The sequence below is a fragment of the Rhizobium sp. ARZ01 genome (genome assembly GCF_014851675.1).
Classification (GTDB): Bacteria; Pseudomonadota; Alphaproteobacteria; order Rhizobiales; family Rhizobiaceae; genus Mycoplana.
Genome location: NZ_JACVAE010000001.1, coordinates 95807 through 120415, shown reverse-complemented (window position 1 = coordinate 120415; position 24609 = coordinate 95807). Strand labels below are relative to the sequence as shown.

Sequence of the window (24609 nt, the reverse complement as noted above, 5' to 3'; positions counted from 1 at the left end):
GCCAAGATACGCATCGAAAGCGTCGCCACGTAATGCGCAAGTGGGGGTCCATTTGAGCATTCATCGCACTGAAGGCCCAGCATCGGTGGAATGCTGGGCCTTCTCTTTTTTACTGCGGCTCTACTGCGACGGGATGGTCAGGCAGCCTTGCTGAAGGTGCGCGCGCTCTTGCCAAGATAGGCGTCGAAAGCGGCCGCGACGGAGCGGACGATGAAGCGATAACGATCCTCCACCCGGACGACACCGCCACCGATCTCGATCAGCCCGTCCCGCTGGAGTTCATCGAGCATGGCATTGCCGGTAAGCACGGTCTGCGCTTCAAATCCGTGCCGGGATGCGATCGCCGCGACGTCCACGGCGAAATCGCACATCACCCGCTCGATCAATTCGGCCCGGAACCGGTCCTCCGCTGTCAGGCTGTAACCTTTGGCGGCTGCAAGCTCTCCGCTGGCGATCCGGCCGGCATAAAGCCCCGGCGGCACTTCGTTCTGGATATAGCCCTGCGCATACTTTCCGATCGACGAGGCGCCGAGGCCGACAAGCGTCGTGCAGTTGTCGGTAGTGTAACCCTGGAAATTGCGGTGCAGGCGGCCAGCCCGCTGAGCAAGCGCAAGTTCGTCCTCCGGCAGGGCAAAGTGGTCCAGCCCTATACGCTCATAGCCTGCGGCAACGAGCGCTTCTGCGATTGCTTCAGCCTGTGCGCTTCGCTGTGCGGCATCGGGAAGCGCTGCCTCGTCGATCATGCGCTGGTGCTTTTTGAAGGTCGGGATATGAGCATAGCCGAACACGGCAAGGCGGTCCGGGCGCATCGTGACCGCAGCCTCGACGGTTGCCACGCAGGATTCGACCGTCTGAAATGGCAGGCCGTAGATCAGGTCGAAGTTCAGGGCGGATACGCCGGCATTCCGGAGGTTTTCTACCGCAAGGCTGGTGGTCTCGACGCTTTGAATCCGGTTGATCGCCTTCTGGACGACCGGATCGAAGCTCTGCACGCCGAGGCTTGCGCGCGTGACGCCGGATTTTCCGAGGGCTGCGGCCATCTCGGCGGTCAAGGTGCGCGGGTCGATCTCGACGGCGGTATTTACCTGGTCGGAGAAACCCAGCCTACTTTTCATGGCATCCATGAGCGAGACGAATTCGCCCGGCTGGATGATCGTCGGCGTGCCGCCGCCAAAGTGGATTTCTTTGACGTTGAACGAAGCGCCCCTCGCCTTCGCCACGAGCTCGATCTCCTGGTGAAGAACGTCAAGATAGTCGAGGATCGGCCGGTCGCGTTCGGTGATCGTGGTGTGGCAGCCGCAGTACCAGCACATCGATCGACAGAAGGGGATGTGCAGATAGACCGACGTCTGCTCGTCGCGCGGGATGGCCGCAATCCACTCGGGATAAACCGATTTGTCCGGCAGCGGCGCGAAGTGCGGCGCGGTCGGGTAGCTGGTGTAGCGCGGCAATCTCGCTTCGCCGTATTTTTCCATGATTGCTTGGGACATCGGACTTCCCTGCTCCTTGTGATCTTGGAAGCGACCCTATGAGGGCGACCTCGCCCCGTCTTTGATGAATCGCAAATGCGCAGAGCCGGTTTTTGACTATTGTTTGCCCGGCGACAAATTGAAGCGGGCGGTGCGGCACTAAGGTTTCAGGGTCGGGCGGTGTCAGCCCCAGTCGCCTGATGAACTCGACGGGGCCAATGGAAAACAACATGTCAAATTCCGAAAACATACCGTTGATCGATGTCAGGACGATCGCCCCGCCGGAGCGTCATCCGAAGATTTTCGGGGTGCTGACGGCGCTTGCGCCCGGCGGCAAAATGCATGTGACGAGCGATCACGACCCGCGCCCGCTCCACTACCAGATCGAGACGCGCTATCCTGAGCAGTTCCAGTGGGAGTATCTTGAACAAGGCCCGGAAGTCTGGCGGGTGGAAATCCAGCGCTACAAGAGTTCCGGCTGCGAATGCAGCTGCGGACATTGAGCCAGAATCCGACCTTGCACTGACGAGGTGACGAAATGCCCGGTGCCACGCTTTCCAGATGGACGATGTCCTATTTCGCTGCAGCACTGGTCTTCCTGCTCGCCGGCCAGATCCTGCTGGCCGCGGGCTTCGGTTTCCCGGTGTTGCCCGTCGAGGCCCCGGAAACGCTGGTCATCGTTCACCTGATCGCGATCGGCTGGCTCGGACTACTGTTTTCCGGCGCGCTCCTACAGTTCGTGCCGGTGCTTGTTTCCAAACCGCTCAAGGCGCCGTTTCTAGCGCTGCCGGCATTGATCATTATCATTTTCGGCTTGTTGACCTTGCTAGCAGGGTTTCTCGGCCTTAATGGACGACTGCCCATAGGCCCGCTCGCCCTGCCGATCGGCGGGGCGCTCCTCTTTGGCGGTTTTTCGGCGCTGGCCGCGAGCGTCGGCGCGACGATCTGGTCGGCGCGGCCGCTCACGCTTCCCGCACGCTTCGTCGCCATCGGGCTGGTGGCAATGGGGCTGACGGTGTTGCTGGGGCTGTGCTTCACTGCGGGGCTGTCCGGACTAGTGGACGACGCGCACGTTCTCAATCTTCTCATCGGCGGCATCGGCCTGCATGCGACGATCGGACTGGTGGGCTGGATGACGATCATGGCCATGGGCGTGTCGTATCGCCTGCTCTCCATGTTCCTGCTGTCTCCCGAACGTGATCGCCCGACAACCCGATTGGTCTTTGGCGCAGGGGCGGTAGCCCTGCTGCTCGTGGCCATCGAGACCGTGCTGACCGGGTTCGAGGCACAAAAGTCCTGGCCGCTCTACGGCGCGGCGGTCGTGTCCTTCGTCGGGCTGGGCTTCTATGTGTATGATGTCGTAAACATTTTCCGGCAACGCCGGCGCAAAGTCGCCGAACTCAACACGCTGATCAGCCTTGCCGCGGTTGCCTTTCTCCTGTTGTCGGCTGCGGTCTTTGCAGCGTTCGTCCTCGCAGGCACGCTTGAGGAAAATGCCGGCGCGCTAGTCTATCTGGTCGCCATGGGATGGCTTACTTCCCTTGGCCTCGGCCAGCTCTACAAGATCGTTCCTTTCCTGACCTGGATGGAATGCTACGGGCCTGTCCTCGGCAAGACCGCGGTGCCACGCGTTCAGGATCTCGTCAACGAACGTAGAGCCGCGTGGTGGTTCGGCCTTTACATCATCACCGTAGGCGTGTCGGCCCTGGCGCTGCTCCTTCATGCTCCTCAAGTCTTCACGGCCGCGAGCCTGTTGCAAATCCTTGCAACGCTGGGCCTTGTCGTGGAATTCATGCGGGCAAGACGGCTCTCGTGGGCTCCACCCGAAATTCGCCTGCCCCCAGGCGTTCTGCAACCCCACCTCTTCCTTCCCGACATCACACATCGGAGATGACAATGATCGAGAATTTTGCCGAACTTGACGTCAGACCCATCCTGGAGAACGGCGGCGAGCCGTTTCAGGCGATCATGGGGGCCGTCGACGCTCTCTGTCCCGGACAGGGCCTGAAGCTCATCGCCCCCTTCCGACCCCAGCCGCTCTACGCCGTCATGGCCAATCGTGGGTTCGATCACGAGGTCTCCGAGATCGAGGGCGGCTTCGAAATACGCTTCGTTCCCAAGGCTACGCCCGATGTGCAGCTGTCTCAGGACCTGGATGCCCCGGAACTTTGGCCCGATCCCGTCGTGGAACTGGACCTGACCGACCTGCCGCCGCCCGAACCCCTGGTGCAGATCCTGTCCGAAGCCGAATCCCGGAAGGCCGGAGAGGTAATCTTCGCCCTTTTGTCGCGCGAGCCGCTGCTGCTTTATCCGGAGCTCGCCAAGCGCGGGCATCAATGGTTCGGCAATTTCGACGAGAAGGGCGAGAACTATCGCATCATGATCCGCTTGGGAAAGGGTTAGCAGATGTCACAGATCGAGCGCGGAGATCTAAACCAGCGCATCCGAGACGCCTTGACGATCGTCATGGATCCCGAGTTGGGGAAGAGCGTGGTTGATATCGGGCTGATCTACGGCGTCACCAGCGACAGCGACGGACATGTTGCAATCTCGATGACGACGACGACCCCCGGCTGTCCTGCTGCAACCTTCCTGAGGGACGCAGTCCAGCACTGCGCTGCCGACGTCGAGGGCGTGCGCGACGTCGCGGTTACGCTCACCTATGATCCGCCGTGGACGCCCGACAGGATGATCAACTGAGCCGGACAACCGGCTCGGTGCTTCGGGCACGGAGGTTCCCGCATGGCGCGCCGGACCAGTGCCGCAGGCCCCCTAATGCGCATTCGGCCAGAGTGTTCTGGCGACCCGGCGCGGCACAAAAAATGCCTCCCAATACAGCAACTTGCCATGGCGCCGCGCCCGGTCCCAACGCCGCAGTGCACCGTGTTGCCACTCCTTGAACCTCGAATTGCGGCACATTTGCTGGATTTTGAGCATTGATGGTGGCATATTGTGCCCTGTTCTCCCCAACCATGACGAGCTGCGGACAGCCCGAGCAACATGGGAGTGAAGGCAGGAGACAACTCAAACCTCATCCGGACCTTCTCGTCCCTGACCAGGGAGCGGGATGCATTTGCTTGCGAGCGGCCGAGCGCTGCCAAACTGCGTTGACCAACGCGCGGATTCACACGACCTGACCGTCGTTGCACTGGTTGATCTCGGGCTATGCGGAATGAAGTTGAAGAGCGGTTGCGGGAGAATGGCGATAGTGAAAATTGACATAGGCCGGGCGCGCGGAGTGTCCCTCTGTCCTGAGATCTTCTGCACGCTTTTACTCGGAACGAGCTAACCAGAAAGGAGCCTGTCATGAGAAGCGAGATCATCGTGGGAATGGCCCTGGCCATCTCGGCCGTGACTGCAACGGGGGCAATCGCCCAGAAGAAATACGGTTCGGAAGCCGGCTGGGAGATCCTCGTGTTGGACAACATGGGCCCCGGATGTCTAATCAAGAAGGCCAACGCCGACGGTACGCAGATCCAGATGGGCATCGACGCGAAGGGCGGGATGCGCGGCTATATGGCGATCTACACGAAGGCAGATGCCAATGTTTCCTCCAGCGAGAGAATTCCAGTTCTTTTTGAGGTCGATGGCCAGAAATTCAGCGGTGAAGCCGAGGCCCAGGTGATCGGAGGCTACCGGGGAGCCTATGTATGGGTGAACAATGCTGACTTCATCTACGACCTTGCCAAAAAGAATGCCGTCACGATTACCCCGGAAGGGGGCAATCCGATTGTCGTCAAGCTGGCCGGAACCGACGCCGCCTTCAAGGCGCTGAAGGCCTGCCAGGAAGCTCAGTAAGGTCTCTTAAGACTACAATGGTGGGAGCCGGGTTGGCACACCGCCACCCCGAGGCCGGCGTGCGTCCCTGGTTGTGGCGTCATGGATGCCCGCCTGCGTCGCAACCCCGCTATCGTGATGCAGGCGCCCCCGGTAGGACCGGGGGCTCACCCTGCCGGTCAGAACGCGTCGGCGTGCAGTTCCGCCATGGCGCGGCTCAGATCGTCGATCGGCGTGAGACCGGCCGTCGGCTTGCCTTCGAGTTCCGGCGGCATCTTCCAGCCCGGATCGATCCCCTGCATGTTGGGCAGTTCATGCGCGATGCCCTTGTGGCAATCGATGCAGGTTGCCTTGCCGGGAAGCAGGTAGCGCGTATGGATCTCGGCGGCTCGTTGCGTCTGCTTCTGCAGGTCCATCGCCGTCGACGAATGGCAGTTGCGGCATTCAAGGCTGTCATTGGCCTTCAGCCGTGCCCATTCGTGCTGCGCAAGCTCCAACCGGTGCTCCAGAAATTTGGGCCGGGTGTTGATCGTGCCGAAGATCTTGCCCCAGACCTCCTTTGATGCCTGCATCTTGCGGGCAATCTTGTCGGTCCATTCGTGCGGCACGTGACAGTCCGGACAGGAGGCGCGAACGCCAGAACGGTTCGAAAAATGAATGGTGCGCGTCAGCTCCTGATAGACGTTGTCGCGCATCTCGTGACACGAGGTACAGAACTGCTCGGTGTTGGTCAGTTCAAGCGCGGTATTGAACGCGCCCCAGAACATCACGCCGCCGACGAAGCCGCCAAGCGTCAGGAAGCCGAGGCCGAGGGTGCCGGCCGGCGTGGCGATGATCTTCCAGGCCCAGAGGACGACTTTCTTGATCCAGGCGAACATGGCGTCACTCGCTTCCGGCGGGCTTGACGCCCATGTCACTCATGTCCTTGAAGACGTTCTTCACCAGTGGGCTGGCGTCTGCCTGCGGCACATGACAGGCGGTACAGAAGTAGCGCCGCGGGGAGACATCCGCGAGCATCTGGCCGTCACGCGTCATGTAGTGTGTCACGCTGATCATCGGCGCGCCGGAATCCTGCGTGAACTCGCGCTTGTGGCAGGACAGACACCTGTTGGCGTTCACCGACAGCTCATATCCCTCGATCGAATGCGGGATGACCGGCGGCTGATCTGGATAGGCGCGCATCTTGCGTTTGTCGTCCACCACCCACTTCGGGACAGGTGCGGCGGCATCCGTCGCCATGGATGGGGTCGGCCCCTCCAATTGCGGCACGGTTTGCTGCACCACCTGGGCGATCGCGGTTGTCGCGACAAACAGCAGAACTCCTGCCGCGACCACCATCCAATCAGGTCGCCTCAGGCGACGGGGAGAATTTTGACCGCGCATTTCTTGAAATCCGTCTGTTTGGAGATGGGATCGGTGGCGTCGAGCGTGACCTTGTTGATCAACTGGCTCGCGTCGAACCAGGGGACGAAGATGACGCCGGCGGGCATTCGGTTGCGCCCGCGCGTCTCAACGCGTGAGCGGATTTCGCCGCGCCGCGAGACGATACGCACTTCCGCGCCCTGGTTGATTCCGCGCTTGCGGGCGTCATCAGCGTTCATGAAGACCCGTGCCCCCGGAAATGCCTTGTAGAGTTCAGGAACGCGCATCGTCATCGAGCCTGAATGCCAGTGCTCCAGCACGCGGCCGGTCACCAGCCAGACGTCATATTCCTCGTCCGGCGATTCCGCCGGCGGCTCGTAGGGCACGGCGAGGATGACTGCCTTGCCGTCCTTCTGGCCGTAGAACTTGACGCCCTCACCCGGCTTCACATAGGGGTCGTAACCCTCGCGATAGCGCCACAGCGTTTCCTTGCCGTCGACCACCGGCCAGCGCAGTCCGCGGACCTCGTGGTAGGTGTCGTAGGGCGCAAGGTCGTGGCCGTGCCCCCGCCCGAAGGTCGCGTACTCCTCGAAAAGGCCCTTCTGGAGGTAGAAGCCGAAGTCCTGGGCCTCTTGATTGTCGTATTCCGCATTGATCTCGCTGAGCGGAAACCGGTCTACCTCGCCGTTGCGGAAGAGCACATCGTACAGCGTCTTGCCGCGGTACTGCGGGTTGGCATCGAGAATATCGGCTGGCCAGACCTCATCGGTCGTGAAGCGCTTGGAGAACTCGACGAGCTGCCATAGGTCCGACCGGCCTTCACCGGGGGCTTTGACGAGCTGGTGCCAGACATGGGTGCGGCGTTCCGCGTTCCCGTAGGCCCCCTCCTTTTCCACCCACATGGCGGCTGGCAGGATCAGGTCCGCGCTCATCGCAGTGATCGTCGGATAGGCATCGGAAACGACGATGAAGTTTTCGGGGTTGCGGTAACCCTGCCAGGTCTCGTTGGCGGTGTTCGGGCCGGCCTGGACGTTGTTATTGACCTGCACCCAGTAGAAATTGAGCTTGCCGTCCTTGAGCATGCGGTCCTGCTGCACGGCATGGTAGCCCGGCTTTTCCGGGATAATGCCGTGCGGAATGCGCCAAATTTCTTCCGCATGCTTGCGGTGCTCGGGGTTGGTTACCGTCATGTCCGCCGGCAGGCGGTGGGCGAAGGTGCCAACCTCGCGCGCCGTGCCACAGGCGGAGGGCTGTCCGGTCAGCGAGAACGGGCTGTTGCCCGGCTCGGAGATCTTTCCGGTCAAGAGATGGAGGTTGTAGACCATCTGGTTCGCCCAGACGCCGCGCACATGCTGGTTGAAGCCCATGGTCCAGAGCGACATGACCTTGGTGTTCGGGTCGGCGTAGAGCTCGGCAAGCTGCTCCAGGAAGCCTGGATCGACGCCGGTCATCTCAGCCGTTTTTTCCAGTGTGTATTCGGATACGAACTCCTTGAACGCGTCGAAGTCGATCGGCTCCATCTTCCCGGGGTCAGCGGCATTGGCCGCCTTCATTTCCAGCGGATTGTCCGGGCGCAAGCCGTAGCCGATATCGGTGGCGCCGCGGGCAAACCTCGTATGTTTCTGGACGAAGTCCTGGTTCACACGCCCGGTCTGGATAATGTGGTTGGCGATGTAGTTGAGGATCGCCAGATCCGTTCCCGGCTTGAAGACAATGGGAATGTCGGCGAGATCCATGCTGCGGTGGGTAAACGTCGAGAGCACAGAGACCCGGACATGTGGATGACCGAGACGACGATCAGCAACGCGCGTCCAGAGGATCGGGTGCATCTCCGCCATGTTCGAACCCCAGAGCACGAAGGCGTCCGCATGTTCGAAATCGTCATAGACGCCCATCGGCTCATCCATGCCGAAGGTGCGCATGAAAGCGTAAGCGGCAGAGGCCATGCAGTGCCGGGCGTTCGGATCAAGGTTGTTGGAGCGGAAGCCGGCGCGCATCAGTTTCGTCGCGGCGTAGCCTTCGAAGACGGTCCACTGGCCGGAACCGAACATGCCGACGGCCGTCGGGCCTTTCTCCTTCAAAGTCTTCTTACACTGCTCGGCCATCACGTCGAAGGCCTCGTCCCAACTCACCGGCTCGAACTCGCCATCCTTGGCGTAAACGCCGCCGCGCTTGCGAAGCAGCGGGGTGGTCAGCCGATCCTCGCCGTACATGATCTTTGAGAGAAAATAACCCTTGATGCAGTTCAGCCCGCGATTGACCTCGGCCTGGCTGTCGCCGTGGGTGGCAACGACTTGGCCGTCCTTGACACCGACCATCACGCCGCAACCCGTCCCGCAGAAGCGGCAGGGGGCTTTGGACCATTTGATCTCGAGCGCCTCGACACCGCCAGGCACCGGCTGGGCGGCGGCGGGAAGCGCGACACCGGCGGTAGCCGCGGCTATGCCGGCGGCATGGGCCTTCAGGATGTCACGCCGCGTCAGTATTCCGGTCATCGCTTCCATTCTCCTCTGTCTCGACATGCTCGAACACCATGTTCGCCGCGATTACGCCCTCCAGAAGCGATATTCGCGTCAGGCACTCGCCGAGCATGCCCGTGCTCGTTCCCTCGATCACGACGACGATCTTACCGCCGCCGTGGCCGTGGATCTCGACGTTTTCCATCTTTGCAATTTCCCCGAGGATGGCCTCGGTGTGCGCCGGCATCGTCGCGATGACAGCACTGGAAACATGGTAGCGCTTCGACTGTTCAGGCATTGGCAGCCTCCATCTGGCGCGCCTGAAGCCCGATCGCGCCGACGGGGCACACGCTCAGGCATGCTCCGCACCCAGTGCAGATCTCTTCGTTCAGTTCCGGAACGAAAGGCCCGCCAATGCGCGGACGAAAGCGGATCGCCTGCTCGGGACAACATTCTCCGCAAGACTGGCAGGAGACGTCGCGTTTGGCCAGGCAAGTATCGCTGACCACCGCCACATGCGGAAACTGCGTGGCGCCCTTCGACAAAAAGACCGGCTCGGGACAAGCGGCGCTGCATTCGCCGCAGAACGTGCATTCGCCCAGTGCAAAATCGATGGAAGGCCCACCGTCACTCAGACGGATAATGCCGCTGGGACATCGCTCGGCACAGCGCCCGCAACCGGTACAGGCTTCAAGGCTTTCCGGGGTTGCCCCCGGAGGACAGATAGTCGCCGCTCTGGCGACCGATCGGCCAACGAAAAGCTCCCGACGTGATATCGGCTCTGTCCGCATCACATCCTCAATGTCCCGGGGGGCCGGGTGGTCCGTAAATGATCTGGAACATCCAGACGAGGAAGCCGTATCCACCCACCACGCCGACGGCGACCAATGGCCATATGCCAAAGGCCAGCACGAAGAATGCGATCAGCTCGACACGACGCCTGGTACGCCTGTCGTGCGAAGCCGGTTGGTCGGAAGATAGCTCAGACAAATCGACACCTCACTTTGTCGCGAACAATAGTAGCGTCGGTTACACAGAAATAAAGACCTAGCTGCAATAATTAGTTAGCTCGTATATTTGCCAAATAGCATGCATTTGCACGACAGCCTGAATACCCGGGCCGAGGCCGCTATTCGCCCGTGTCCCATGGGAAGAGAGGCCACCGGGAAGACTTCCCGACGGCCTCTCTTGGATGCTTTTGCCTATCGTGCGGACTAACGAAACGCTCGGCTTCGCCAGCCCTCCTTCAAATCAGCAGAAAGTCGGTAGCGGAGAGCGAAGTCACCTTGTCGAGGGTGGCGACCAGAACCGCGTCCTTCTCATTGCCGCTGCCGTCGCCGTCATACCACAGCCGGCCGTTGTCCTTTTCGAAGAAGAACTGGGCGGCTGTTCCGGTCGCCTTCAGGTCGTTGCCAGAGTAAAGCACGAGCTTGGAGAAGCCGAACACGCCGTTGTCGATGACGAGCTTGTCCTCTCCGCGTTTGAAGTCGGTGATCCGGTCGCCGGAGCCTACCGCATCGCCCGAAGCGTAGATGAACTGATCCGCGCCCAATCCGCCGGTCAGGGTGTCGCCATGACCACCGCCTTCGAGCTTGTCGTTTCCGGCACGACCATCGAGCTTGTCGTCGCCGAAACTACCCTTCAGCGTGTTGGCCGCCGCGCTGCCAAGGATCGTATCGTCCCTGCCCCCACCGATTACGTTCTCGATGCTCACCAGGCTCAGGCCGGAGGCAACGCCGCCGTTCTTCGCGTTGTTTTCGAGATCGATGATGACGGACCGGTCTGAAACGACGTTCAGGCTGACCGTGTCGATGCCTGAGCCACCGTTGAAATAATCGGTGCCGTCTTCATCGGTGTAGCGGATGAACTTGTCGTTGCCCGCATCGCCGTAGAGCCTGTCATTGCCCTTGCCGTCAATGAGAATGTCGTTGCCGTTGCCGCCCTTGAGGGTGTCGTTACCGGCACCACCTTCGAGGAAGTCGCTGTTTACACTGCCGGTGACCGCGTCCCGACCGGAACCGCCGGTGTATTCCATCACTTCCATGCCAGTGAAGTAGGTGTTGGCATTCACCTTGACCGTACCGGTGCTGAAGACGAAGGAGACGTCGGACGAAACTTCGCTGCAGTCGATGATGACACGGTCGGTACCGCTCCCTCCCGAGGCAGCGTCCCCGGCGTCCATGTGGAGGATATCGTTGCCATTTTCGCCGTAGAGCTTGTCGGCGCCGGTGTCCGGAAGGCCACCGGAACCCCAAATGATGTCGTTGCCATCGCCACCGTAAAGCCTGTCGGCGCCGATCCAACCCGTCAGGTAGTCGTTGCCGGCGAGCCCCTTGAGCGTATCGTTGCCGCTCATGCCGTTCAGGTTGTCACTGAGGCTGCCGCCTGTCAGTGAATCGTGGCCCGAGCCTGAAGTCAGATTGACGCGCTCGAAGTTCTTCGCGGTGACGCCGCCGTTCACCAGCGTCGCGTTAGCGGACAGCACGAAGCTCAGGTTCGCCTTGCTGTCATAGCGGTTGACCCAAAGCGTATCCGTCCCTATGCCGCCATCGGCGATAAACCTTCCGGCGATCGAGCCGCCGCCGTTGTTCACCAGCACCGTGTCGTTGCCGGCACCGCCGAATATGGTCGTCAGCGCGGTTCCCGTATGCGTTTCGGCCGACAGATAGTCATTTCCATTGCCGCCATCGAGCGTGTTGGTGCCACCGCCATAGTCGAGGATGCGGTCGTTGCCATCTCCGCCTTTGGTGATGTCGTTGCCGCTGCCGCTGTAGAAGAGGTCGTTGCCCTTGCCGCCGGTCATTCTGTTGTTGCCGGTACCGGCATCAAAGTCCACGAAGCTGGCGGTCCCGGCTGTGAGCACGTCGTTGCCGCTGCCGGTTGTGACACTGAAGCTCTCGCCGTCTGTGACGACGGTGCCGTCCGAAAGCGTGGCCTTTGTTCCCGAGACGCTGAACGTCAGGTTGCTCCTGCTATCGTATCGTTCGATCCAGACGCTGTCGTAGCCCTTGCCGGCCCTGATGGTGTCCTTGCCGCCGCTGCCGGCAATCAGAAGGTCGTTGCCGTCGCCGCCGTCGAGAACATCGATGCCAAGGCCGCTCGCGATGTGGTCGTTGCCGCCGAGACCAGTCAGCGTGTCGTTGCCGGAATTGCCCGAAAGCATGTCCGCGCCTGACCAGCCAGTGAGCCTGTCCGCACCCTCCGAGCCATAGATGTCGTAAGCCTCGAAATTGACGATGGTCGTGCCGTTGGAAAGGGTCTGCTTTACAGTCGAGGCCTTTGCAGTAAAGGTCCCGGCAAACCCATGCAGGACGAGCGTGTCGACGTCAGCGCCGCCGTCGAGCACATCCTTGCCGTCGCCGGCCCAGCTTTCCATGTTATGGCGGATCGTGTCGTTGCCGGCGCCGCCCAGAACCGTGTCGTTGTCGCTGTCGCCGGCGAGCGTGTCGTTGCCGGCGCCGCCGTCGATGGTGTCGCGCCCGCCCCCGCCGGAAATGGTGTCGTTTTCGCCTTCACCCTTGATGTTGTCGTTGCCGGCATAGCCATACATATAGTCGTAGCCGGCACCACCCCACATGGCGTCATTGCCGTCGCCTCCGGAGATGTAGTCTTCTCCGTAGCCGCCGGAAATGATGTCGTCGCCGTACTCGCCCATCAGCGTGTCGTTGCCGTTGCCGCCGGAGAGCCTGTCGTTGCCGTCGCCACCGTCGAGCCAATCCCGGCCAATCCCGCCGTTGAGGATGTCATTGCCAGCGCCGCCGACAAACCAGTCGTTCCACCGGCCGCCCGTGAAACTGTCGGCATAGCTGCTGCCGTGGAGCTCGAACTGTTCGACGTTGACGATGCTGGCGCCGAAAACGGTCTTTGCGATGATCGGATCGAATGCGGCAAAGGTAACGCCCGCGGACGAACTGCCGAAATCGATTTCGAGCTCATCGAAACCCAGTCCACCGTTGATCGTGTCGCCGGAAAGCTCTGCCAGCGTGAAATATCTGATTTCATCGTCTCCAGTGCCGGCATCGATCCTATCGGCACCGAGACCCGAGCTGATCCGGTCGCGGCCGGACCCGGTGCTGATCGCATTTGCGCTATCATCACCATATACCGTCTGATCGCCGACGCCGGGGATGGTGTAGCCGGCTGCCAACAGATCCAGCGCGAGCGGCGCCTGGAGCGCCGCGATAGATTTCAATTTCTTGCTCATGGCTCCCTCTGGGGTTAGGTTTGCTACGCCGATCTGGCGTGGACAACCTGCTAGCGCACCGGTGAACCGGGCGTTGTTCCTTCGGGAACAGGAGCGCAATTTCTAGTGGTCGATAGCCGAGCCCCTTAAATCCGAGGCAGACGCTGAGTGGTTTGGCGGTCTGAACGCTGCGGAACCGTGCGGCGCTTAAGCTCATTTTCCGTTCGACTTGACGAATTTTATCAATAGGATCGGCACCGGCAGCCGCAGCCTGGCGCTTCGAACTACCTCGGGCGCTCAAAAGGCGGAGATTTGACGGTGCGCCCGGGCACAGTCGCTCAGCACCGTTTTGGGCCGGCATGCAACTGTGGCGCGTTTGAGAAGGCTCGAGGAGCAGAGGATGGCGGGCAGCAGCAAGGATACGGGATCAGAACGAGCCTGGCACGGATCGCTGCGGACGCTTTTCGCAGTTGTGATGGTGGCACTGCTGCTCGCTGTGTCGGGAATGCTGATCGCGCTCGACTACTATCGCGCCCGCAACGCTGCAATCGAAGCTGCCGAGATCCACATGAACGGCTTCGAGGATCGGCTGATTTCGCGTATGCAGGCGCTGTCCGGCGACACATCGGCGGTGGTCAACTTGATTGTCTCGATCGCGAACTCGTTCCTTGCACCTCCATCGGAGCGTATCGGCGACAAGGTGACGATCCTGCGTGCGGCACTGTCGCGTTCGCCACAAATCGACGGGGTCTATGCCGGCTATCCGGACGGCAGCTTCTTTCACGCCGTCAATCTGTCATCGACAGACTGGCGCAAAGCGCTCAATCCCCCGGCCTTTGCGACTATGGCTGTCCGCATTCTGGAACGCGGCGCAGGAGAGCCGCGCGCACGGGTCATTTTCTACGACGGTGCGGGAAAACAACTGTCGGAACGCTCGATTGCCACGTGGAGCTACGATCCAAGGCAGCGCCCCTGGTACCGCGCTGCAGTCGGTGGAACAGGACCGATTGCCACCGGTCCCTACACCATGGCGACAACCAGGTCGCTCGGCATGACCATCTCCCAGGCACACAAGGGCAACCCCGAGATCGTCGTCGGCGCCGATGTCGTGCTCGATCGGGTCACTCGGTTCATTGCCAGCGAACGACTGACGCCGAGCGCTGTCGCCTTCGTCGTCGATCCTGACAAGAAGCTACTTATGCATTCCGACCCCGCGCTCATGCGGGCAATCGCTGCCTCGAAAGATGAACGGGATTTCGATACGGCCAACCTGCACGATCCGCTCCTGGCTGCGATCAGGGCAAATCCGCCGGTTCTGGACAAGATGAGCACCTTCGACGTAGACGGTCGCCGGTGGGTGGTCATGGGCACGGAGGTCGACTCGGCGATCCTGTTTGCCGGACACATCGCCGTCATCGCAGCGCCCGTCGACGAGTTGATGGCGCCGGCACGAGCAGGCCTTTACCAGGGTCTGATTCTCTCCGCGGGCATCGTCTTGCTCTCCGTGCTGGGCGCACTCCTTCTGGCCCACCTGATCACCAAGTCACTGCACCAGCTGACCGACAGCGCAAATCGGCTGCAGGATCTGGACTTCAGCACGCCGATCGAAGTGCCGACGCGCGTGAACGAGATCGCAACGCTCGGCAGCGCGATGAACAAGGCGCGGGACGCGATCTTCACATTCGGGCTCTATGTACCCAAGGAACTGGTGCGCAAGGGGATGGAGTCGGGAGAGTTTTCCGGACGGAACGCCCGCCGCCAAGAGGTGACGGCCATCTTCACCGACATCTACGACTTCACCACGATCAGCGAGCAGCATTCGCCCGAAGAAGTCGTCAGCATGCTGTCGGAATATTTCGACGTCCTCAACGAGACCGTGAACGAACATGGCGGCACGATCATTCAATTCCTGGGCGATTCCATTTTCGCCATGTGGAACGCGCCGGCACCGGACCCGAACCACGCAGAAAATGCCTGCCGCGGGGCGCTGGCGATGAGGGCGCGGCTTGACATCTTCAATGCGAAGCAGCGCCGCAGCGGGCGGCCGGAGTTCCGCACGCGCTTTGGCATTCATACCGGGCCTGCCGTCGTCGGCAGTGTTGGCGCGAATGATCGCCTGCAATACACCGCCATGGGCGACAGCATCAATGTCGCCTCAAGGTTGGAGGGTATGAACAAGAGCTACAGTACCTGGATCCTGGCAAGCAGCGCGGTCGTTGCCCAATGTCGTGACAAAATCCTATTCCGTCCGCTGGGTCAGGCACATGCCAAGGGTCGGTCCAGCACACTCGAACTGTTTGAAGTGATTGGCGTAAACGAGGTCGCTGATCTGCCACCTCAACAAGGCGCAGCGACGCCGGCCACACGCTCCTGACCGGTCGATGATTACTCAGAAGGTCGGCGGCGTGCAGGCACTGATCAGTTCGCACGGCACCGGTCCGACGCAACGGAAACGATGCGGCCGGCGGCTCTCGAAATAGTAGGCGTCGCCTGGGCCGAGGATGCGGCGTTCGTCATCGACCGTGACCTCCAGCCGCCCGGAGAGGATGATGCCGCCCTCTTCGCCATCATGCACCAGCGGCACCTTGCCAGTGTCAGCGCCAGGTTGATAGCACTCCTTCAGGATCTGGAGGCTGCGACCGAACAGATTCTCGCCGATCTGGCGATAGGAAATCGGCCCCTTGCCGATCTCCACCAGCTCATCCGCCCGATAGAAGGCTTTTCTCGATCGTTCCGGCTCGAAAGCAAAGAACTCGGCAAGTCCAATCGGTATGCCGTCGAGGATCCGCTTGAGTGCACCGACTGACGGATTCGATGCATTGGACTCGATCAGCGAGATGGTGGAATTGGTCACTCCTGCGCGTTTCGCCAGCTCGCGCTGCGACAGATTGTGGGCCATACGCAGGGTGCGCAACCGGCTCCCGATATCCACCGACGTTCCGTCCTCCCCCATCTCTGCACCCTCGCCTGTTTCCCTTGTTCGGAATATCGAAATTCGACTGCACCCACAGTATATATTTCAATACCTTAACGCCACATAGAAAAGGACTTGTTCATTCTGCCAAATCATGGCGTCAATGCCTCAACAAGAGGAGACCCCCATGAACGTTCACAACAAACCCAACGCGCCCGTCCTCGACAGCTACTGGATGCCGTTCACCGCCAACCGCCAGTTCAAGGCGGCGCCGCGCCTGCTCGCTTCTGCCGAAGGCATGCACTACACCAGCCAGGACGGCCGCACGATCCTCGACGGCACCGCCGGGCTTTGGTGCGTCAATGCCGGCCATGGCCGTCGGCAGATTGCTGCCGCCGTCGAGCGTCAGCTCACCCAGATGGATTTCGCGCCCTCCTTCCAGATGGGCCATCCGATCGCCTTCGACTTCGCCGAGCGACTGGCGGAAATCGCCCCCGGCCCCGAGGGCGCCAAGCTCGACCGCATCTTCTATACCGGCTCCGGCTCGGAATCGGTCGATACCGCGCTCAAGATGGCGATCGCCTACCAGCGCGCCATCGGCCAGGGAACGCGCACGCGCCTGATCGGCCGCGAGCGTGGCTATCACGGCGTCGGCTTCGGCGGCATCTCCGTCGGCGGTATTCTCAACAACCGCCGCGTCTTCCCGCAGCTTCCGGGCTCCGACCACCTTCGCCACACCCACGACCTTGCCAAGAACGCCTACGTGAAGGGTCAGCCGGAGCATGGCGCCGAGCTCGCCGACGACCTGGAGCGCCTGGTCGCCCTGCACGGCGCCGAGACGATCGCTGCCTGCATCGTCGAGCCCGTTGCCGGCTCGACCGGCGTGCTGATCCCGCCGAAGGGCTATCTGGAGCGCCTACGCGCGATCTGCGACAAGCACGGCATCCTGCTCATCTTCGACGAGGTCATCACCGGCTTCGGTCGTCTGGGTGCTGCCTTCGCCACCGACTACTTCGGCGTGACGCCGGACCTCGTCACCACGGCGAAGGGGCTGACCAACGGCGCCATCCCGATGGGCGCGGTCTTTGCCAGCCGCAAGGTGCACGACGCGCTGATGCACGGGCCGGAAGGTGCGATCGAGCTGTTCCACGGCTACACTTATTCCGGCCATCCGGCTGCCTGCGCCGCTGGCATCGCAACGCTCGACATCTACCGCGACGAAGGCCTGCTGACGCGCGCGGTCGAGTTGCAGGCCGACTGGCACGATGCGATGCACTCGCTGAAGGGCCTGCCGCACGTCATCGACATCCGCACTATCGGCCTGATCGCCGGCATCGAACTGGCATCACGTGATGGCGCCGTCGGTGCTCGCGCCTATGACGTCTTCGTCGACTGCTTCGAGAAGGGCCTGCTGATCCGCGTCACCGGCGACATCATCGCGTTTTCGCCGCCGCTGATCGCCGAGAAGAAGCATTTCGAGGAGATCGTCTCAATCCTCGGCGATGCCCTGAAGCGGGCGAAGTAAGCAGCACCGCATGAAATGCAAAGGGCCGGTCTGTGAAGACCGGCCCTTTTTCGTCCGTCAAATTGCAGGCTGTGCCGTGCCCGACTAGAAATTGATGGCGAGACCGATAATCGGGCCCTGCTGGACAACATCGAACACGAAGCCGTCATTGCTGTAGTCGACCCCAAGAGCCCGGTAACCGATCACCGACGAAAACGTTTCATTGAACTTGTAGCCGACGGTCGCAGCAACGTCCCAGTCGATATTGGCACCACCGCCACCGACCAGGCCCCAGCCGGTCAGGAAGAAGTTCGGCGTAAGGAAATATGTCCCCTTCACGCCACCGAGGGCATCGACCCAGGTGTCACCGTCGCTTGTCGACCGGTCGCCGAGAAAACCTCCGCTGAGCGAGATTGTCGTGTCGACGGACCAGACGCGCACGCCGCCAACGATGTCGAGGCGGCCCGAATTGTCTTCTAGAAGCGAGTAACCGACTCCGACAAGACCGGCAAACGTTTCTGAATCGACCGAAGCCTCTTCGGAGAGAACGCCTCTAGGCGTTGCCGCACTGCCGGAAATCTTTGTGTACATGAGGTCGGTGAAGACACTGTAGCGTCCGTAGCGGGCCTCGCCGATCGCCATCGCCCCAAAGTCGAGGTAGTCCCATATCTCGCTGAAGGACGTGTCCACGTGAACCTCGGGTTCGAAGCGTCCGATTTTGGTCCCGAGGTCGCCGGACAGCCCCGCCGCCCAGAAATACGGCGCGAAGGTGAAGGTCCAGCCGCTCTCCGTCTGCACCTGCTGCGCGTCGGGGCTCACGGCGACCGGGGTAAGATCCGCTGCCATGGCGCCTTGGGCGGCCAGGCAAAGCCTGGCGCAAAGGAATGTGGATGCAATGCGATACTTCATGAGGCCCTCCAAGGTCCGACCCTGATCGTTCGTCAATCACTGCAACGATGCTTGCGGGGGCCAACAATCCCCTACTGGCCCACTGACTAAGCCATCCCAGGCCGGCGAATCGCCTCAGCCGGCCCTCCATTTCATAACACCAAGAGATTTTCGCTTTGACAAGCCGAGCGCTTTACCGGCCGACACCCGGGATGCCGAAGGTTTTGCCCTCAGGGCATGTTCCATCTTCCAATCCTACATAACGACCTCATAATGAACGGCGTTGGTTATCAAATTGCATGTTCCTGTGAGGCACCAACATCGTCGCCGTGTCGCCACGGGTCGTTCGTTGCAGAATTTGCCCGAAGCATTGTCGGCAGCGGTCCGCTTTAAGCGTCCTTTGCTCAGGCCAAAAAGGAGTGCAAGAACATGCGGAAAATCATCGTTGGAGCATTCGTCAGCCTTGACGGCGTCATGCAGGCGCCTGGAGGGCCGCAGGAGGACCCGATCGGCGGCTTCCAGTTTGGCGGCTGGGTCGTTCCCTATTTCGACGAGGCGATGGGAGCGGCCGTGGACGCGATGTTCGCGCGCCCGTTCGACCTGCTTCTCGGCCGCAAGACCTACGACATCTTTGCCGCCTATTGGCCCTATGCCGGTCCGGATGATCCGATCGGCACGCTGTTCGACAGGGTCACCAAGTTCGTGGCGACCCGCAATCCGGATCTGAAGCTCGAATGGCAGAACAGCAAGTCGCTTGGGCCCGACGTCGTGGCCGCACTCCGGGCCTCGAAAAGCGAAGACGGTCCCAACCTCCTGACGCAGGGTTCCACCGATCTACTGAAGACGCTGTTTCAGCATGACCTGGTGGACGAGCTGTATGTGCACACGTTCCCCCTGGTTCTCGGCAGCGGCAAGCGGCTGTTCTCACAAGGTGCTGCTCCTGTGGCCATGTCACTTGAAAGCTCTACGACGTCTCCGTCCGGTGTGACGACCAACAAATATGTCCGCAAAGGTGCAGTCGAGACCGGTTCGTTCGGGGCCGATCAACCGAGCGAGGCGGAACTGGAACGGCGACGGAAGCTCAGTTGAATTCGACATGTGGGTCAGATGTCGCTTGAAGTATCCAACAGAAATCTGATTGCAAACTGCAATCACAATTGTTAGCCTCCGTGCACACGCTGTGGTCGGCACGGGAGGCATTCATGACACCGATCCTCTATGCGCATCCATTTTCATCCTACTGCCAGAAGGCACTGATCGCCCTCTATGAGAACGAAACGCCGTTCGAGTACCGGATGCTGGAAGACAAGGACGTCATGGCCGAGTTCGAAACGCTTTGGCCGATCAAGCGCTTCCCCGTCCTGGTCGACAACGGCAAGACGCTGCTGGAGGCGACCATCATCATCGAATATCTGGCGCTTGCCCGTCCCGGATCATTCAAGCCGATTCCAGACGATCCGCAGGCCGCGATCGAGGTGCGTATGCTCGACCGGATCTTCGACAACTACATCAGCACGCCCCAGCAGAAGGTTGTCTTCAACGCAATTCGGTCTGAGGCGGACCGTGACCCCTATGGCATCGCGGAGGCCCGCACGATGCTGGAACGAACCTATCAGTGGCTCGACCGGCACATGGACGGCCGAGAATGGGCGGCCGGCGGCAGTTTCAGCCTGGCCGACTGTGCGGCGGCCCCTGCCCTCTTCTATGCCGACTGGACCCACCCGATCGACCCGGCCCTGACCAATCTCACGGCCTACCGCAAACGCCTGCTGGCCCGCCCATCCTTCGCTCGCGCGGTGGACGAAGCGCGGCGCTTTCGCCACTACTTTCCCCTCGGCGCTCCGGACCGGGACTGAAGGCGCAAAACGGCTGAACGGATCAGATCAGGCCACGAGCAGCCAGATTGCGCATGAGCGCGGCTGCGCCAAAAGTCCAGGGCGGGCACTCGGTCGAGAGCCGGACCGTATTCGTCAGCGCGCCAAGTTCCGCATTCGAGATCGTCACCTGGTCGCCGATCTTGTGGGTGAAGCCCTCGCCGGGCACGTCGCGGTCCTCGACCGGCGCAAATAGCGTGCCCATGAACAGCATGAAGCCGTCCGGATACTGGTGGTGGCGACCGATCGTCTGGGCGACCAAGTCGAGCGGGTCGCGGCTGATCTCGCGCATCGTGCTCGTGCCCTGCAAGACAAAGCCGTCCTCGCCTTCGATCAGAAGACCGAGATCCGCCTTGCGGACGTCATCGAGCGAATAGGTCTCGTCAAAGAGGCGGATGAACGGGCCGATTGCGGCGGACGCATTGTTGTCCTTCGCCTTGCCGAGCAGCAGCGCGGACCGCCCCTCGACATCGCGCAGGTTGACGTCGTTGCCGAGGGTGGCGCCTTTCACCTCGCCGCGGCTGTTCACCGCCAGCACGATTTCCGGCTCGGGATTGTTCCACTTCGAGATCGGATGCAGGCCAACCGAGGCGCCCCAGCCGACGGCCGAAAGCACCGGCGCTTTGGTGAAGACCTCCGCATCCGGCCCGATGCCGACTTCCAGATACTGCGACCAGACGCCCTCCTCGATCAGCGCCGCCTTGACCTTGGCAGCCGCTTCGGAGCCGGCTTTGAGATTGCGCAGGCTGTCGCCGATGATGGCGGTGACGCGCTCGCGGATCTTCAGTGCCAGCGCCGGGTTGCCGGCCGCCTTCTCCTCAATCACGCGTTCGATCATCGAGCGGGCGAAGGTCACGCCGCAGGCCTTGACCGCTTGCAGGTCGCAGGGTGCCAGAAGATGATTGCGTGAAAGGTCGCCGGCACCCTCGATGGAGGCTTCGAGCACGGCGGAAAGCGACACAATCGGCTCGCCCGATTGCGCGCGGACGAAACCGACCGGATCATCCATTTCGAACAGATCGCGCATCGTGGGTGCTGCTTTCGACGTGATGTCGACCAGATGGCCGTCCCGCACGGTGACCAGCGACGGCCCCTTGCGCTCCGGACGCCAGACGCGTCCGACAAAGGTGCCGTAATCGAAATTGCCAGCACGCGATACCATGCCTTCCTCCCTCCGAATTGCAGGTCCCTTCATGCCCGAAAACGAAAGAACAAGACAGGGATAGCCTGGATGTTGGGCCGCCTTAAGATCGGGACGCGAAATCAGTCCGCCCGGTTGCCCGCCTCGTCGAACACATGCAGGTGCTTGGCGGGAAAGTCGACGCGAATCTTTGGACCGGCCGCGAGCGCGTCGCGGTCGAGCGTGAAGATCTTGAACGGCAGGCCGTGCAGCGACAGATGCAGGATGATGCCGAAGCCGGTCGGTTCGACTAGGTCGACGCTCGCCTCAAGCGCGCCGTTTGCGCTGATGACGACATGTTCGGGGCGAATGCCGAGGGTCGCGGCGGCGTCCGGCTTCAGGCTGGTTCGCTTTGCGACCGGCACGACCGTGCCGTCCGAGAGCCTGATGCCCGCGCCCTCGCCCGTTTCGACGTAACGACCTTCGAGAAAATTCATCCCCGGCGAACCGATAAAGCCGGCGACGAAGAGGTTGGCCGGCGTGTCGTAAAGCTCCAGCGGCGTTCCAACCTGCTGGACGACGCCGCCATGCATGGCGACGATGCGGTCGGCGAGTGTCATCGCCTCGATCTGGTCATGGGTCACATAGATCGAGGTGGCCTTCAGGTCCGCATGCAGCTTCTTGATCTCGGCACGCATCTGCTCGCGCAGGCGGGCATCGAGGTTTGAGAGCGGCTCATCGAACAGAAAGGCCTTCGGCTGGCGGACGATGGCGCGGCCCATGGCGACGCGCTGGCGCTGACCACCGGACAGCGCCTTCGGCCGGCGCTCCAGAAACGGATCGAGCCCGAGCTTCGCGGCGGCACCGCTGACGGCGCTGGCGATCTTGTCTTTTGCCGTCTTCCGCAAACGCAGGCTGTAGCTCATGTTGTCAGCGACGCTCATATGCGGATAGAGCGCATAGGACTGGAACACCATGGCGATGTCGCGGTCCTTCGGCGCGAGATCGTTGACGCGCTTGCCGGAGATTCGGATCTCGCCTGATGTCACCTCCTCCAGCCCCGCGATCATGCGCAACAGCGTGGACTTGCCGCAACCGGACGGGCCGACCAGCACGATGAACTCGCCGTCCTTGATCGTCAGGTCCACCCCGTGCAGCACCGGGAAGTGACCGTAGCTCTTGCGGACGCTCGCAATATCGATGGATGCCATGGGGATTATCCTTTGACGGCGCCGGCCGTGAGGCCCTGCACGAGATAGCGCTGGATGAGAAGGAAGAAGAGGCAGGCCGGGATGAGCGCGAGCACGCCCGCCGCCATCATCTGCCCAAAGTCGACCGAGAATTTCGACACGAAGGTGAGAAGCCCGACCGGGAAGGTGGCGGCATCATTGCCCGAGATCAGCATGAGCGCGAACAGCAATTCGCTCCAGGCGGCAGTGAAGACGAAGCCGAGGGTGGCGGCGATCCCCGGCAGCGTCAGCGGCAGGATGATCTGGCGGAAGGCGACGAACTGGGTCGCGCCGTCGATCATCGCAGCCTCCTCCAAGTCTTTCGGGATGCCGTCGAAGAAGGACTGCATCAGGAAGGTGGCGAAGGGGACGTTGAAGGCGGAATAGACGATGACCAGGCCGGTCAGGCTGTTGGTGAGCCCGAGCGGCGACAGCATCTTGAAGATCGGCGCGACCAGCATGACGAGCGGGAACATCTGCGTGATCAGCATCAGCGCGACGATCCAGTACTTCGCCCGGAAGGAGAAGCGCGACAGCGCGTAGCCGGACAGCGAGGCGAGGATGGTGACGACGATGGCGGTTGCGCCCGAGACGATCAGGCTGTTCTTGAAGAACGTCGGAAAGGCGCTATGCGCGATGACGAAATTGAAGTGCTCAAAGGTCATCCGCGACGGCCACATGCGCACGCCCTCGCTGTAGAGCAGGTCGTTCGGCGTCACCGACACCTTCAACAGCCAGAACAGCGGAAACAGCGCGAAGACGACATAGGCGAGAATTGCGAGGCGATGGGCGCCGGTGAGGAGGAGCTTTCCGGATCTCATGGTCATCAGCCCTTGTTCAGCATGGTCTGGCGCAAAAGCACGATCAGCATGGAATAGACGAGTAGCAGCATGAGCAGGACGAGCGCGATCGCCGAGGCATAGCCGAAATCGAGCCGTTTGAAGGCCTGGGTGAAGATGTAGCTGGCGACGATCTGGGTGCGGTCTGCCGGTCCGCCATTGGTCATGACGACGATCAGGTCGGCAAAATTCGCAATCCACACGGTGCGCAGCAGTACCGTGATGGCGATCGTCGGCGCCAGGAACGGCAGCGTGATCGACATGAAGCGCTGGAACGGACCGGCACCATCGATCGAGGCTGCCTCGTAGAGATCGCGCGGGATCGCTTGCAATGCCGCAAGCAGGGTTATCGCAAAGAAGGGAATGCCCCACCAGACGTTCGCCGCGATCGGCCCCCACATCGCAAGATTTGGATCGGAAAGGATGTTGTTCGGCGCGTCGAGCAGGCCGAGCGCATAAAGCCAGTGCGGCAGCGGCCCGATCACCGGATTGAACAGCCAGGCCCAGTTGAGGCCGGCAAGGAAGCTCGGCACTGCCCAGGGCAGGAAGACGAGCGCCTGGACGAGCCCGCGACCGGCAAAGGGCTTATCGAGCAGCAACGCCAGGATCAGTCCGAAGGTGAACTGGAATAAGACCGAGGCGCCGGTCCACCACAGCGTGTTCCGCAGCGCGCCGAAGAAAGCGTCGTCCTGCCCGAGTGCGCGGAAATGATCGAGCCCGACGAAGCCGCCGGAGAACGGATTGAGGAGCTGGATATCCCGGAACGCGTAGGAGATACCGACGACGAGTGGGACCAGCATCACCGCAACGATCAGGATCAGGGCGGGCGCACTGTAGAGATAGGGTTCGGAGGCATCAGCGATCCGCTTCATCAGCGGCGGGCGATTCTGCTTCATCGTTTGGTGCATCATCGGCAGTCGTTCCGTTGGTGTCGTTGCCGCGCGCCGACGTGGATGACGGGGCGCGCTGACAGTTGGCACTTCCCTGGATC

At 61.6% G+C, this 24609-nt stretch carries 22 protein-coding genes and 1 pseudogene; 9 read left to right on the top strand and 14 right to left on the bottom strand.

Annotation, left to right across the window (positions count from 1 at the left end; genetic code table 11):
• Positions 1-137: 137 nt before the first annotated feature.
• Entirely contained in the window at positions 138-1490 is a 1353-nt protein-coding gene (gene hemN, locus IB238_RS00505) for an oxygen-independent coproporphyrinogen III oxidase (RefSeq protein ID WP_192242369.1), read from the bottom strand.
• A gap of 209 nt (positions 1491-1699) precedes the next feature.
• Between hemN and IB238_RS00500 the strand changes: the two genes are divergently transcribed.
• The 5 genes from IB238_RS00500 (at position 1700) to IB238_RS00480 (ending at position 5267) form a co-directional block, all read left to right on the top strand.
• Positions 1700-1972, top strand: coding sequence for a DUF2249 domain-containing protein (locus tag IB238_RS00500; protein ID WP_192242367.1), 273 nt, complete (start codon positions 1700-1702; stop codon positions 1970-1972).
• A gap of 35 nt (positions 1973-2007) precedes the next feature.
• The gene (locus IB238_RS00495) at positions 2008-3363 is read left to right on the top strand and encodes a hypothetical protein (protein WP_192242365.1); all 1356 of its coding nucleotides are present in this window, start codon (positions 2008-2010) and stop codon (positions 3361-3363) included.
• Positions 3360-3872, top strand: a complete 513-nt coding sequence (locus IB238_RS00490) for a DUF2249 domain-containing protein (RefSeq protein ID WP_192242363.1) — start codon at positions 3360-3362, stop codon at positions 3870-3872. Before IB238_RS00495 ends, IB238_RS00490 begins: the two co-directional genes overlap by 4 nt.
• 3 nt (positions 3873-3875) lie before the next feature.
• Positions 3876-4169 (top strand): iron-sulfur cluster assembly protein, encoded by a 294-nt coding sequence (locus IB238_RS00485; protein ID WP_192242361.1) that lies wholly within the window; start codon positions 3876-3878, stop codon positions 4167-4169.
• A gap of 630 nt (positions 4170-4799) precedes the next feature.
• Positions 4800-5267: a hypothetical protein gene (locus IB238_RS00480; protein ID WP_348648238.1), complete on the top strand. Its 468-nt coding sequence runs from the start codon at positions 4800-4802 to the stop codon at positions 5265-5267.
• Positions 5268-5425: 158 nt separating this feature from the next.
• Here IB238_RS00480 and IB238_RS00475 read toward each other — a convergent pair whose 3' ends face one another.
• From IB238_RS00475 to IB238_RS00445, 7 genes and pseudogenes are all read right to left on the bottom strand, one after another.
• Positions 5426-6124, bottom strand: a complete 699-nt coding sequence (locus IB238_RS00475) for a NapC/NirT family cytochrome c (protein ID WP_192242356.1) — start codon at positions 6122-6124, stop codon at positions 5426-5428.
• A gap of 4 nt (positions 6125-6128) precedes the next feature.
• Positions 6129-6629, bottom strand: a complete 501-nt coding sequence (locus IB238_RS00470; RefSeq protein ID WP_192242354.1) for a nitrate reductase cytochrome c-type subunit — start codon at positions 6627-6629, stop codon at positions 6129-6131.
• A complete protein-coding gene (gene napA, locus IB238_RS00465; protein WP_192242352.1) occupies positions 6599-9103 on the bottom strand; it encodes a periplasmic nitrate reductase subunit alpha in 2505 nt (834 codons plus the stop codon). The genes IB238_RS00470 and napA overlap by 31 nt, the downstream gene beginning before the upstream one ends.
• Positions 9078-9365, bottom strand: a complete 288-nt coding sequence (locus tag IB238_RS00460) for a chaperone NapD (RefSeq protein WP_192242350.1) — start codon at positions 9363-9365, stop codon at positions 9078-9080. Before IB238_RS00460 ends, napA begins: the two co-directional genes overlap by 26 nt.
• Positions 9358-9792 (bottom strand): annotated as a pseudogene (locus IB238_RS00455) (ferredoxin-type protein NapF); the annotation flags it as partial. The pseudogene IB238_RS00455 and the gene IB238_RS00460, both read right to left, overlap by 8 nt.
• Before the next feature lie 73 nt (positions 9793-9865).
• A complete protein-coding gene (napE, locus tag IB238_RS00450) occupies positions 9866-10057 on the bottom strand; it encodes a periplasmic nitrate reductase, NapE protein (RefSeq protein ID WP_192242348.1) in 192 nt (63 codons plus the stop codon).
• Positions 10058-10313: 256 nt separating this feature from the next.
• Complete coding sequence (locus tag IB238_RS00445) at positions 10314-13271, bottom strand: calcium-binding protein (RefSeq protein WP_192242347.1); 2958 nt, start codon at positions 13269-13271, stop codon at positions 10314-10316.
• A gap of 379 nt (positions 13272-13650) precedes the next feature.
• Between IB238_RS00445 and IB238_RS00440 the strand changes: the two genes are divergently transcribed.
• Positions 13651-15624, top strand: coding sequence for an adenylate/guanylate cyclase domain-containing protein (locus IB238_RS00440; protein WP_192242346.1), 1974 nt, complete (start codon positions 13651-13653; stop codon positions 15622-15624).
• 15 nt (positions 15625-15639) lie between these two features.
• Here IB238_RS00440 and IB238_RS00435 read toward each other — a convergent pair whose 3' ends face one another.
• Positions 15640-16203 (bottom strand): cupin domain-containing protein, encoded by a 564-nt coding sequence (locus IB238_RS00435; RefSeq protein WP_192242345.1) that lies wholly within the window; start codon positions 16201-16203, stop codon positions 15640-15642.
• 148 nt (positions 16204-16351) lie between these two features.
• On the opposite strand from IB238_RS00435, the gene IB238_RS00430 reads away from it, so the two are divergent.
• Positions 16352-17689, top strand: coding sequence for an aspartate aminotransferase family protein (locus IB238_RS00430; protein WP_192242344.1), 1338 nt, complete (start codon positions 16352-16354; stop codon positions 17687-17689).
• Between the two features lie 84 nt (positions 17690-17773).
• On the opposite strand, the gene IB238_RS00425 is transcribed toward IB238_RS00430, so the two are convergent.
• Positions 17774-18577: a hypothetical protein gene (locus tag IB238_RS00425; protein WP_192242343.1), complete on the bottom strand. Its 804-nt coding sequence runs from the start codon at positions 18575-18577 to the stop codon at positions 17774-17776.
• A 408-nt stretch (positions 18578-18985) separates the two neighbouring features.
• Here IB238_RS00425 and IB238_RS00420 point away from each other — a divergent pair, with 408 nt between their 5' ends.
• Complete coding sequence (locus IB238_RS00420; protein WP_192242342.1) at positions 18986-19645, top strand: dihydrofolate reductase family protein; 660 nt, start codon at positions 18986-18988, stop codon at positions 19643-19645.
• 113 nt (positions 19646-19758) lie between these two features.
• Positions 19759-20412 carry a glutathione S-transferase family protein gene (locus IB238_RS00415; RefSeq protein WP_192242341.1) on the top strand — a complete coding sequence of 218 codons (654 nt, stop codon included), beginning with the start codon at positions 19759-19761 and terminating at the stop codon, positions 20410-20412.
• Between the two features lie 22 nt (positions 20413-20434).
• Here the strand turns inward: IB238_RS00415 and IB238_RS00410 are convergent, their stop codons facing one another.
• From IB238_RS00410 to IB238_RS00395, 4 genes are all read right to left on the bottom strand, one after another.
• Positions 20435-21592, bottom strand: a complete 1158-nt coding sequence (locus IB238_RS00410) for a fumarylacetoacetate hydrolase family protein (protein ID WP_192242340.1) — start codon at positions 21590-21592, stop codon at positions 20435-20437.
• Between the two features lie 101 nt (positions 21593-21693).
• Positions 21694-22761, bottom strand: coding sequence for a sn-glycerol-3-phosphate ABC transporter ATP-binding protein UgpC (gene ugpC, locus IB238_RS00405; RefSeq protein ID WP_192242339.1), 1068 nt, complete (start codon positions 22759-22761; stop codon positions 21694-21696).
• A 5-nt stretch (positions 22762-22766) separates the two neighbouring features.
• Complete coding sequence (locus IB238_RS00400; RefSeq protein ID WP_192247233.1) at positions 22767-23600, bottom strand: carbohydrate ABC transporter permease; 834 nt, start codon at positions 23598-23600, stop codon at positions 22767-22769.
• 5 nt (positions 23601-23605) lie between these two features.
• Positions 23606-24529 carry a sugar ABC transporter permease gene (locus tag IB238_RS00395; protein WP_348648179.1) on the bottom strand — a complete coding sequence of 308 codons (924 nt, stop codon included), beginning with the start codon at positions 24527-24529 and terminating at the stop codon, positions 23606-23608.
• Between the last annotated feature and the right edge of the window lie 80 nt (positions 24530-24609).

Excerpts from the sequence above, each read along its gene's own strand:
- IB238_RS00485 (WP_192242361.1), top strand. The coding sequence starts at position 3,876 with ATGTCACAGATCGAGCGCGGAGATCTAAACCAGCGCATCCGAGACGCC.
- IB238_RS00430 (WP_192242344.1), top strand. The coding sequence starts at position 16,352 with ATGAACGTTCACAACAAACCCAACGCGCCCGTCCTCGACAGCTACTGG.
- IB238_RS00490 (WP_192242363.1), top strand. The coding sequence starts at position 3,360 with ATGACAATGATCGAGAATTTTGCCGAACTTGACGTCAGACCCATCCTG.
- IB238_RS00410 (WP_192242340.1), bottom strand. The coding sequence starts at position 21,592 with ATGGTATCGCGTGCTGGCAATTTCGATTACGGCACCTTTGTCGGACGC.
- hemN (WP_192242369.1), bottom strand. The coding sequence starts at position 1,490 with ATGTCCCAAGCAATCATGGAAAAATACGGCGAAGCGAGATTGCCGCGC.
- IB238_RS00470 (WP_192242354.1), bottom strand. The coding sequence starts at position 6,629 with ATGCGCGGTCAAAATTCTCCCCGTCGCCTGAGGCGACCTGATTGGATG.
- IB238_RS00445 (WP_192242347.1), bottom strand. The coding sequence starts at position 13,271 with ATGAGCAAGAAATTGAAATCTATCGCGGCGCTCCAGGCGCCGCTCGCG.
- IB238_RS00460 (WP_192242350.1), bottom strand. The coding sequence starts at position 9,365 with ATGCCTGAACAGTCGAAGCGCTACCATGTTTCCAGTGCTGTCATCGCG.
- IB238_RS00415 (WP_192242341.1), top strand. The coding sequence starts at position 19,759 with ATGACACCGATCCTCTATGCGCATCCATTTTCATCCTACTGCCAGAAG.
- IB238_RS00435 (WP_192242345.1), bottom strand. The coding sequence starts at position 16,203 with ATGGGGGAGGACGGAACGTCGGTGGATATCGGGAGCCGGTTGCGCACC.
- IB238_RS00500 (WP_192242367.1), top strand. The coding sequence starts at position 1,700 with ATGTCAAATTCCGAAAACATACCGTTGATCGATGTCAGGACGATCGCC.
- IB238_RS00420 (WP_192242342.1), top strand. The coding sequence starts at position 18,986 with ATGCGGAAAATCATCGTTGGAGCATTCGTCAGCCTTGACGGCGTCATG.
- IB238_RS00440 (WP_192242346.1), top strand. The coding sequence starts at position 13,651 with ATGGCGGGCAGCAGCAAGGATACGGGATCAGAACGAGCCTGGCACGGA.
- IB238_RS00480 (WP_348648238.1), top strand. The coding sequence starts at position 4,800 with ATGGCCCTGGCCATCTCGGCCGTGACTGCAACGGGGGCAATCGCCCAG.
- IB238_RS00400 (WP_192247233.1), bottom strand. The coding sequence starts at position 23,600 with ATGAGATCCGGAAAGCTCCTCCTCACCGGCGCCCATCGCCTCGCAATT.
- IB238_RS00395 (WP_348648179.1), bottom strand. The coding sequence starts at position 24,529 with ATGATGCACCAAACGATGAAGCAGAATCGCCCGCCGCTGATGAAGCGG.
- IB238_RS00495 (WP_192242365.1), top strand. The coding sequence starts at position 2,008 with ATGCCCGGTGCCACGCTTTCCAGATGGACGATGTCCTATTTCGCTGCA.
- IB238_RS00425 (WP_192242343.1), bottom strand. The coding sequence starts at position 18,577 with ATGAAGTATCGCATTGCATCCACATTCCTTTGCGCCAGGCTTTGCCTG.
- IB238_RS00475 (WP_192242356.1), bottom strand. The coding sequence starts at position 6,124 with ATGTTCGCCTGGATCAAGAAAGTCGTCCTCTGGGCCTGGAAGATCATC.
- napA (WP_192242352.1), bottom strand. The coding sequence starts at position 9,103 with ATGACCGGAATACTGACGCGGCGTGACATCCTGAAGGCCCATGCCGCC.
- ugpC (WP_192242339.1), bottom strand. The coding sequence starts at position 22,761 with ATGGCATCCATCGATATTGCGAGCGTCCGCAAGAGCTACGGTCACTTC.